Origin of the sequence: Burkholderia sp. Ac-20353 (assembly GCF_017104785.1) — a bacterium.
Taxonomy (GTDB): domain Bacteria; phylum Pseudomonadota; class Gammaproteobacteria; order Burkholderiales; family Burkholderiaceae; genus Burkholderia.
This window is the reverse complement of record NZ_JAAGPL010000586.1, coordinates 1-221: the sequence shown is the minus strand read 5'-3', so window position 1 is coordinate 221 and position 221 is coordinate 1. Positions and strand designations below refer to the sequence as shown.

The following is a 221-nucleotide window of genomic DNA, read 5'->3' as shown; positions in this document are numbered from 1 at the left end:
AATCGTCGTCGATCGCCTGCTTGCCGAGGATCACCAGCTGCGGCTGTTCCTTGTCGACCAGCGCCTTCAGGATCTTCGCGACTGCGAGCGGCTCGACGCCGTCGTTCGACTCGACGAGGATCGCGCGATCCGCGCCGATCGCCAGCGCCGTACGCAGCGTTTCCTGCGCTTGCGCGACGCCGACCGACACCGCGACCACTTCGGTCGCCACGCCCGCTTCC

The 221-nt window shown here is 67.9% G+C and carries 1 pseudogene; it reads right to left on the bottom strand.

What is annotated here, in order from left to right:
* Positions 1–221, bottom strand: a pseudogene (locus G3N94_RS42085) (electron transfer flavoprotein subunit beta/FixA family protein); the annotation flags it as partial.